Here is a 7,569-nt window from a genome sequence, read left to right as displayed (position 1 = left end):
ACATTCCCCAAGCACGCAATTCCTTTGCGCGTTCCCTCCATTCCTGCCACTACCAAAACCGTGATCCCGCTGAACGAACTCGATCAGAATCTCTTCCTTCCGCACGTGGGAGAAACCTTTGAAATCCTAGAGGAAGGCCGCGTTTATCCGCTGGTGCTCGAGTCGGTTCGCGATCTCGGCCACCGGCGTCCGGATGCAAAACGCAATCCCTTCTCACTCTCCTTCCGCGGCTCTCCGGGCTTGCGCGTGCCACAGCGGATCTACCAACTCACGCATCCGGAACTGGGCACATTCGAAATCTTTCTCACTCAAAACTCCGCCACCTCCGAAGGCACGGAATTGGAAGCGGTTTTCAACTAGGATTCCAGTTAAGGAGGAGATATACATTCTTCTCTTCAACCACTTGAAAACCCAGCCGCTGGTACCACAGCAGCGCCGGATTGAACCGCTCGACGTGGATGCTCAGGACCTTCCCCGCATCCCGCGCCTCGGTCTGCAACTCCTTCAACAGGAAAGTTCCCGCCCCTCTTCCGCGGCATGACGGCAGCAGGGCGATGTCCATCACGCGGATCTCCTTTTCCCAGCGATCCACGTAGAGCCGCCCCATCTGCTCCCCTCCCCGCACGATCACCGTGAAACGGGCGTTGGGATAGTAGGTGCGATAGTGGGCATCCTGAGCTTCGAACTGCATCCGGCAGAATTCCGCCTTCAACTCGTCCGGCCAACCGGTCTGCGCCAGCTCCTCCGCCCGGGTGGAGGCATACACCTCCAAAAGAAAAGCCCCGTCGGCCGCGGTGACTTCGCGCAGCTCGACGGGGACCTGAATATCCGTTTGCTCCATAAAGCAGCCTCAGCCTCGCGGCGGGAAGACTCCTTGGAGCGCGATGCAGAAATTGAGGGTCAAATACGGCATCATGTTGTTGTGAGGGAGACTGCCGCCTGCCGGCGCGAGCGCCTGCGGAGCCATCGTCGAGAGATTACCCATCGCCGCCGGCTGGATATACGGGCTGGCTCCTACCACGCGGGCAAAGGAACCGGAAGCCGGAGATGCGGTGTCGGCCGGGGCCGCCAGGCACATCAGCGTATGGGTGTGGAGAGGGATCTCCGAGGTGAGCAGCGTGACATATTGGGAGCCACTCATCTCACCCAGATCATGAAGGGAGAGGCCCGGGCCCTGGCCGGGATGCATCGGCACGTTGCCCTGCACATCCGGCAGCGCGAAGGTGCTTTTGCCGTCACCGCCATAGGTGGTGCCGAGCAACGAGAAAAGGGCGGTGTTCTGGGAAATCGGCATCAATTGGCCGTTACAGAACGCCCACCCTTTCGGAGCGAAGTTGAAAGGAAAAATGCGGATTTCCGCCACAAAAGGATCAGCCATGGTAGTGAGGGATCAGGATTGAAGATGGGTGCGGAAGATCACGACGGGGACGGGTAGATGCCGAACAGCGAAATAATGAAATCCAGGCAGAGATATGGCTGGAAATTCGTATGCGGCTGGCTGCCGCCAACCGGCGTGATCGACTGCGGAGCCATCGGCGTGGTGGGGGCCTCGGTCTGGAATCCGTCGAACAGGCTGGAAGGCGCGGGAATCGCGTTCACCGCTCCGGTGCTGTTCGCCACGGTATTGTCGCACAGCGCGGGATGGGTGTGGGCCGGGATCTGCTGGACGGTGAGAGTGACTTCCTCCACGCCCCCGGTCTCGGCAAGGATGAACCCGCTTCCCTGATGAAGCGGCACACGGCCACGCAGATCAGGAAGGGCGAAAGTACTCTCCCCATCGCCACCATAGGTGGTGCCGATCAAGTTGAAGAGCGTCTCGTTTTCGGAAATCGGGAGGAGCTGTCCTTCGCAGAACGCCCATCCTGCCGGGGCGAAATTTCCCGCGAAAATCCGGATTTCACCTACATAAGGTTGAGCCATGGGGAGTGATTAGTTTTGGGATGGGAAGATACCTTGGAGGGCGATACAGAAGGTCAGCGTGAGGAAGGGCTGCATGTTGATATGAGCCTGGGATCCACCGATGCTCGACACCGTTCCGGGCGACATCGTGGCGATGCTCGAATCCGGAGGATTGAAGTAGAACTTGCTCGGGGTCGAGGCGAGCAGGTTGCCCGCGGGGATCAGCTGGTTGCCATCCACGCTCGAAGCCTGCAGGAAGTGAAGATGCTGTGGCATCTCGCTGATTGAGATCGTGTGAGCCTGCTCGCCGCCGCGCTCGCCCAGCGTGAAGCCCTGGCCCATGTGGATCGGCACACGACCGCGGAGATCCGGCAGCGCGAAATTGACGCGTCCGTCGCCGCCATAGGTGGTGCCGAGCAGCGAGAAAAGCGCCTGGTTCTGGTTGATCGGCAGGAGCTGTCCGTTACACATCGCCCAACCTTTGGGCGCGTAAGAAAAGCTCATGAGCCGGATCTCTGAAAGGAAGGGTTCAGCCATGGTGGGGTGGATGATTGGAGGGGACCTGTAGAAGCAGGATGTGTTCTGTTAGATCGGATCGACCAAAAGAGTCAATCATTGTCGATGACCATTTACTTATTATCTCGGCAGAATGGGAATCTAAAACAGTTTTGTGACAGTTATGTCCGATTTTGATCTGGATTTGAAACTTGGATTGGGTATGAAATCGGTTGCCGTTCGGTGGCTTCCACGCTACCCGGCGGTGCGGATTCGAGTCCATCGGACCGGAATCCGCCACATGCTTCATAAAAGAACGTCTTTTTCCAGCCAGAACGCCAAATGAACGCTCCGAAAAGCACCGATTCCCCCACCCCGGCTTTCAAACGGCGTCACGTGCTGATGGTTCTGGCTGCAGGGACCTGCGCCACCGCGGTGGGCCTCAAGCGTATTTTCACCTCTCCCGAAATGGCGTTCGTTCCGGCTCCGGCTGCTGGCGGCAACAAAACCACCGCACCCCGAGTGTCCAATGCCGCGGAAACACCGGTTGAGGAAAGCCCGTTCGCTTCCGCTCCGAATGTCCCGGACCGCCTCTCACGCGACTGGTTCCTCCCCCATCTGAACAGCCGTTTTTCCATGTCCCTCACCGGCAGCAGCACGGTGGACATGACCCTCTCCGAAGTCAGCGCGGAAACCCGCATCCACAACGATGCGAATGCCTACACCGCCTTCACCATCCTCTTCGATGCGCCGAAAGGCTCGCCCGCCGCGGAAGGCATCTACCACATCCGCCATCCGCAACTCGGTGAGATGGACCTCTTCCTGGCCCCCGTCGGCAATACCATCGCCAGGCTTCAATACGAAGCCGCCTTCACCCGGAAGGCCTGAGAAGATGCGTGGATTCGTCGTCTTCCCGCCCACATCCGGATATCGGAGACGGGCTTTGTGACGACTCGTCCCACGACGCCACGTAGTCTGCGGGGATGAAACTCCTCTCCCTTCTCTCCTCTTTCGCCTCGCTCTGCCCGTGTCTGTCGGCAGCGGCTGAAATGCCCGCCGCTCCGATCCTCGATCTCGATCTCGATGCCGCCAAGGGTATCACCGCCGATGCACAGCAACGCGTGACGCAATGGGCGAGTCTGGCTGGCACTCCTGCCGCCAAGGTGTTCGTCCAGCGCGACGAAGGCCGCAAGGAGCCGGGCTCGGGACGGCCGACGCTTCTCCCGGCGCTTCCCGCACTCGGTGGCAAACCCGCCCTCTCCTTCAGGCAGCAGGAACTCGTCTGTCTCGATGAGGACGCCTTCGACAAACTCACCACCGGCAGCGGGCACACCTGGCTGGCAGTGATCGCCACCTATCCGCAGCGCACCGGCCTCAAGGATGTGAACTCCTTCTTCGGCAATCTCCGCAATGGTGAGAAATACGAGGGTCTCTGGGGCTGCTTCAACGATAACAACACCCTCTGGATCGGCACCCGCAACAGTCGCACCTTCGGACGCTTCGATGCCAACAACCCGCAGGTCCTCGGCCCGAAACTCGAACCGGGCAAGTTCCATGTCATCGCCGGACGCCTGGGTAGCGGCACCGGAACGGTGAAGCTGGAACTCTTTGTGGACCGCCTTGGCGTGGTGGCATCCGCCGACTTCCCGGTGGAGCCGGCGGCCAATCCCTCGCGGATGGCGGTGGGCCAGGAACGCGACGCCATCCAGCACCCGGGACACGAGTCCTTCGATGGAGAGATCGCCCGCCTCATGATCTTCGACCGGCCTCTCTCCAATGCGGAGCTCGCGACTGCCCTGAGCGAATTGCACAAGGTCTATTCCTTGGAATAACGGACTCTATGAAAAGCGAGAACCGGAGGGTATCCCCTCCGGCTCTGCTCATTGCATTACTACCCAATCAAAAGTTCAAGGGCTCTCCACCTTGGCTCGTATGAAGGCCTTCGGGTTGCCCTGCGTCGGATCCGATCCGGGAACGCAGAAGCTGCGGTTCGTCCAGCCGGGAGCCGGAGTTGGCAGGGCGGCTTGAAGGGCTCCGGCATCCGGCCCCGTAACCTCCTGGACGCCGATCATGGTCCAATCCACCAGATCGATCGTTCCCTGGATGTGATAGATCACGCCATCCACCGCGTTCGAAACCAGCTCTCCTCCCCCGAGATTGCCAAACAGCGTGCCGTCGCGCACCGGCAGGCTGATCGTAAGCAGGTGCTCACCACCCACCACGCCGACCTTGGCGATGATATTGGTAGCGGCCACTCCGGACAACGGCTGACCATCGAAGGCGAACTCGATGAGGTTGTTCTTCCCGTCGCCATCCGGATCATTCGCGATGCCGTCATTCACTCCAGCCGTGAGGCCTCGTGTTGAAGCCCAGGTTGCATAGGTCAGCGGTGCCGGTCCGGTCGTGATCTGGAGGATTCCAGTGCCGGTGATGCGTGCGGTCCTGTGGACCGCCGAGGAAGCCAGTCCTCCCCAGGTGCCTGTCACCTGCTGGACGCCATCGATGTAAAGTTCATCGATGGTATCCGTGGCGGCATGGGTGAGATCCAAGGTGGCCCCGGAGGCGATGCGCACATCCGCGGTGTCCGCCAACGATGCGGTGCCGAGCGAAAGCGTTCCCGCATTCACGGTGGTATCGCCCCCATAGGTATTCGTGGCGGAAAGCGTGAGCTTGCCCGCGCCCGCCTTGATCAATCCAGCCGTTACCACCGTTCCGCTGCCGCCGGTGACACCGTTGCGCAGCACCGCCGAAACCGTGAGCGTGTCGGATGCACCGATGACATTGAAGGTGGTCTGGCTTCCATTCGTATCCGCTCCCAGATGTACGGCCGTATTCGCATTGCCCGGGCTGGCGGAAACATCGATGACCGAACTGCCGGTCACGTTGACCGTGTTCCGCAGCTTGAAAGCCTGGTAGTTGCCGTTCGCCCCGCCGTTTGACGTCAGAGTCGAGCTATTCAAATTCAACGTGCCGAAGGTGGTGAAGGTATTGCCGTTGGTGACGATCGAACCACTGTTGGCCGTCACCACAACGGTTGGATTGGAGGCCGCCTGTCCGAAGGTATCGTGCGCATTGAACTTCAACGTCGATCCCGCGTTGTTCAGCGTCACGTTTCCGGTTCCGAGAGCGGCACTCACGTTGTTCACCAGCATGCCACCGTTGATCGTGGTGCCACCGGCGTAGCTGTTCCCGCTGGTGAGGGTCAGGATCGAAGAGCCCGATTTGAGCAAGGATGCGCCGCCACTGATCGCACCGCCACTGAAGGTGTAGTCGCCGTTGGAATTGTTCACCGTCAGGGCGGCCGGCTGCAAGGTGCCGCTCAAGGTGATCGTCTTGGCACCAGCTCCCGAAGAGTCGTCGAATGTCACGCTGTCCAAAGTCTTGAACACGTCATTCGCGGCACCGTTGAGGAAATTCGCCGAGGTATTGAGGTCCCACGTGTTGTTCGCGGCCGCGTTGTTCCAGATCAGATTGGCTCCGCTGCCGGTGAGTGTGACCTGCACCTTGTTGCCATTGATGGCCGCCGTGCCGGTGACACGGGAGATGCCGAAATCCGCGGTCAGCACCGGGCTGCCTGTGATCGAGCCCGCCTGGATCACATCCTGCACCGTTCCAATCGTGGAGACCCCTCCCCAGGACGAAATGCCGATGGTCGCGCTGGTCCCGAACGCAAGTGCGCCGGTGACGGTGGCCTGTGGCGATCCGACCGGTACTGCATTCAACCCGGCCCAAGTCGTACCGTTGCCAAGGGTCACGGCGCCGAAGGTCCGTGTGGTCGAGTTGTTCGTCGTGAATTTCGCGGCGGCAGCTACATTGACCGCCGTTGTCGCGGGCACGGTACCGGTGGTCAGCGCCAAGGTGCCCGCATTCACGTTGAGCGCACCAGTGAAGGTGCTCGCACCGGTCAGTGTCAGGGTTCCGGCACCGTTCTTGGTGAGATTGCCGGTGGTGGTGAGGCTGTTGATCAGTGGATTGGCGATCGTCGAATCAAAGCCATTGCTGTTGAAGATGAGGCCGCCCGCCTGCACCCGGAAATTGGCGGTGCCTCCATTGCCGAAATTGCCACCCGAGGCATTGGCCCGGATCTCGGTGCCGTTGAAGTTGATCGTGGAGGTATTGGTCGCCGTGGAGGTGTGCAAGCCGGTGGCGATGTAGGTTCCTCCATCGAAATTGATGGTGCTGCCTCCGGCTCCGAGGCGCACCATACCGAGATCCCCTTCCGCATTCGATCCGGTGCGAACCATGTTCAACGTGCCGGATCCGGAAAGAGTCAATACAGCCGTGTTGGTCGTGGAATTCGCTGCAACGAGAACACGCCTTCCCACCTCCACGCTTCCCCCCGAAATGACGAGAGCCCCGTTCGAGGTGCCCGTGTTCATCGCGGTGCCGAGATTCACGGAGGCATCGAGAGCGCCGGTCGTGCCGATCTTTACTGTTCCACCACTCACGGTGATGCTGCCAGTCGGTGTCTGAGCGGCTCCTTGGGCCACGCCGATACGAACCGCGTTGGCGTAGGCATCTCCTCCGAAGGTGTGCGTGCCACCAGAGATGGTCAGAGCTCCGGAAGCTCCGTTGCCAGTGCCCACAATCAGCCCGACACTGGTGATCGTTCCGACCTGCGTCCATGCGCCACCGCTGATCTCCGCCGTGCCGCCGGCGGCACTATTGCCGACCGCCAGTTGCGAAGTTCCACCCGTGCCCGAAAGCGTAAGTTTTCCAGTGCCCGTCTTGGCCAGGCTGAACGTGCCCGTCACCGGACCACCCAGCGTGACATTGCCGGAAGCCGCATTCACTGTCCGTGCGGTGGTGAGGGTGAGGCCTGCATTGATCGTCTGCAGTGCCGCCGAATTGTTCACGATGTCTCCACCGAGTGAAATCGCATTGCCTCCGATCACAAAGGATCCCGCACCCACGTTGAAGGTCAGGCCGTTCGCTGTGAATCCGGTGAGGTTGTTGTTGTTCGTGAGTTGGACACCGCCATCGAAGGTCAATGCCGCAGGAGAAGTTGGAACAGTATCATTGTCCCAGTTGGCAGGGGTGTTCCAGTTTCCATCAGCGCCACCGCCATCCCACAGGTTGGCGCCATGGGTGATGCAGGAGAAGGACAGGGAAATCGCCGCGAGGCGCAAACAAAACGAATGGTTGAACTTGGGTTTCATAGTGATGGAGATGCGA

8 protein-coding genes are annotated in these 7,569 nt (G+C 60.3%); 3 read left to right on the top strand and 5 right to left on the bottom strand.

Annotation, left to right across the window (positions count from 1 at the left end; genetic code table 11):
- Window positions 1–60: 60 nt before the first annotated feature.
- Window positions 61–360, top strand: coding sequence for a DUF6916 family protein (locus KBB96_RS04370; protein WP_211632727.1), 300 nt, complete (start codon window positions 61–63; stop codon window positions 358–360).
- On the opposite strand, the gene KBB96_RS04365 is transcribed toward KBB96_RS04370, so the two are convergent.
- The 4 genes from KBB96_RS04365 to KBB96_RS04350 all read right to left on the bottom strand — a co-directional run bounded on the left by KBB96_RS04365 (window position 353) and on the right by KBB96_RS04350 (window position 2,436).
- Window positions 353–766, bottom strand: a complete 414-nt coding sequence (locus KBB96_RS04365) for a GNAT family N-acetyltransferase (RefSeq protein ID WP_211632725.1) — start codon at window positions 764–766, stop codon at window positions 353–355. The genes KBB96_RS04370 and KBB96_RS04365 overlap by 8 nt on opposite strands.
- Window positions 767–850: 84 nt before the next feature.
- On the bottom strand, window positions 851–1,378 hold the full coding sequence (locus tag KBB96_RS04360; RefSeq protein WP_211632723.1) for a phage tail protein: 528 nt from the start codon (window positions 1,376–1,378) through the stop codon (window positions 851–853).
- Between the two features lie 38 nt (window positions 1,379–1,416).
- Entirely contained in the window at window positions 1,417–1,920 is a 504-nt protein-coding gene (locus tag KBB96_RS04355; protein ID WP_211632721.1) for a phage tail protein, read from the bottom strand.
- A 9-nt stretch (window positions 1,921–1,929) separates the two neighbouring features.
- Window positions 1,930–2,436 carry a phage tail protein gene (locus KBB96_RS04350; protein ID WP_211632719.1) on the bottom strand — a complete coding sequence of 169 codons (507 nt, stop codon included), beginning with the start codon at window positions 2,434–2,436 and terminating at the stop codon, window positions 1,930–1,932.
- Window positions 2,437–2,736: 300 nt separating this feature from the next.
- Here KBB96_RS04350 and KBB96_RS04345 point away from each other — a divergent pair, with 300 nt between their 5' ends.
- Together KBB96_RS04345 and KBB96_RS04340 are read left to right on the top strand one after the other, a co-directional pair.
- Window positions 2,737–3,282, top strand: coding sequence for a DUF6916 family protein (locus KBB96_RS04345; RefSeq protein WP_211632716.1), 546 nt, complete (start codon window positions 2,737–2,739; stop codon window positions 3,280–3,282).
- Window positions 3,283–3,377: 95 nt separating this feature from the next.
- The gene (locus tag KBB96_RS04340; protein WP_211632713.1) at window positions 3,378–4,226 is read left to right on the top strand and encodes a LamG domain-containing protein; all 849 of its coding nucleotides are present in this window, start codon (window positions 3,378–3,380) and stop codon (window positions 4,224–4,226) included.
- A 75-nt stretch (window positions 4,227–4,301) separates the two neighbouring features.
- On the opposite strand, the gene KBB96_RS04335 is transcribed toward KBB96_RS04340, so the two are convergent.
- The gene (locus KBB96_RS04335) at window positions 4,302–7,553 is read right to left on the bottom strand and encodes a beta strand repeat-containing protein (protein WP_211632710.1); all 3,252 of its coding nucleotides are present in this window, start codon (window positions 7,551–7,553) and stop codon (window positions 4,302–4,304) included.
- Window positions 7,554–7,569: the final 16 nt, after the last annotated feature.

This window comes from Luteolibacter ambystomatis, assembly GCF_018137965.1.
Lineage (GTDB): Bacteria > Verrucomicrobiota > Verrucomicrobiia > Verrucomicrobiales > Akkermansiaceae > Luteolibacter > Luteolibacter ambystomatis.
The sequence above is the reverse complement of the archived record's forward strand: the minus strand, read 5'-3'. Positions and strand labels throughout refer to the sequence as shown.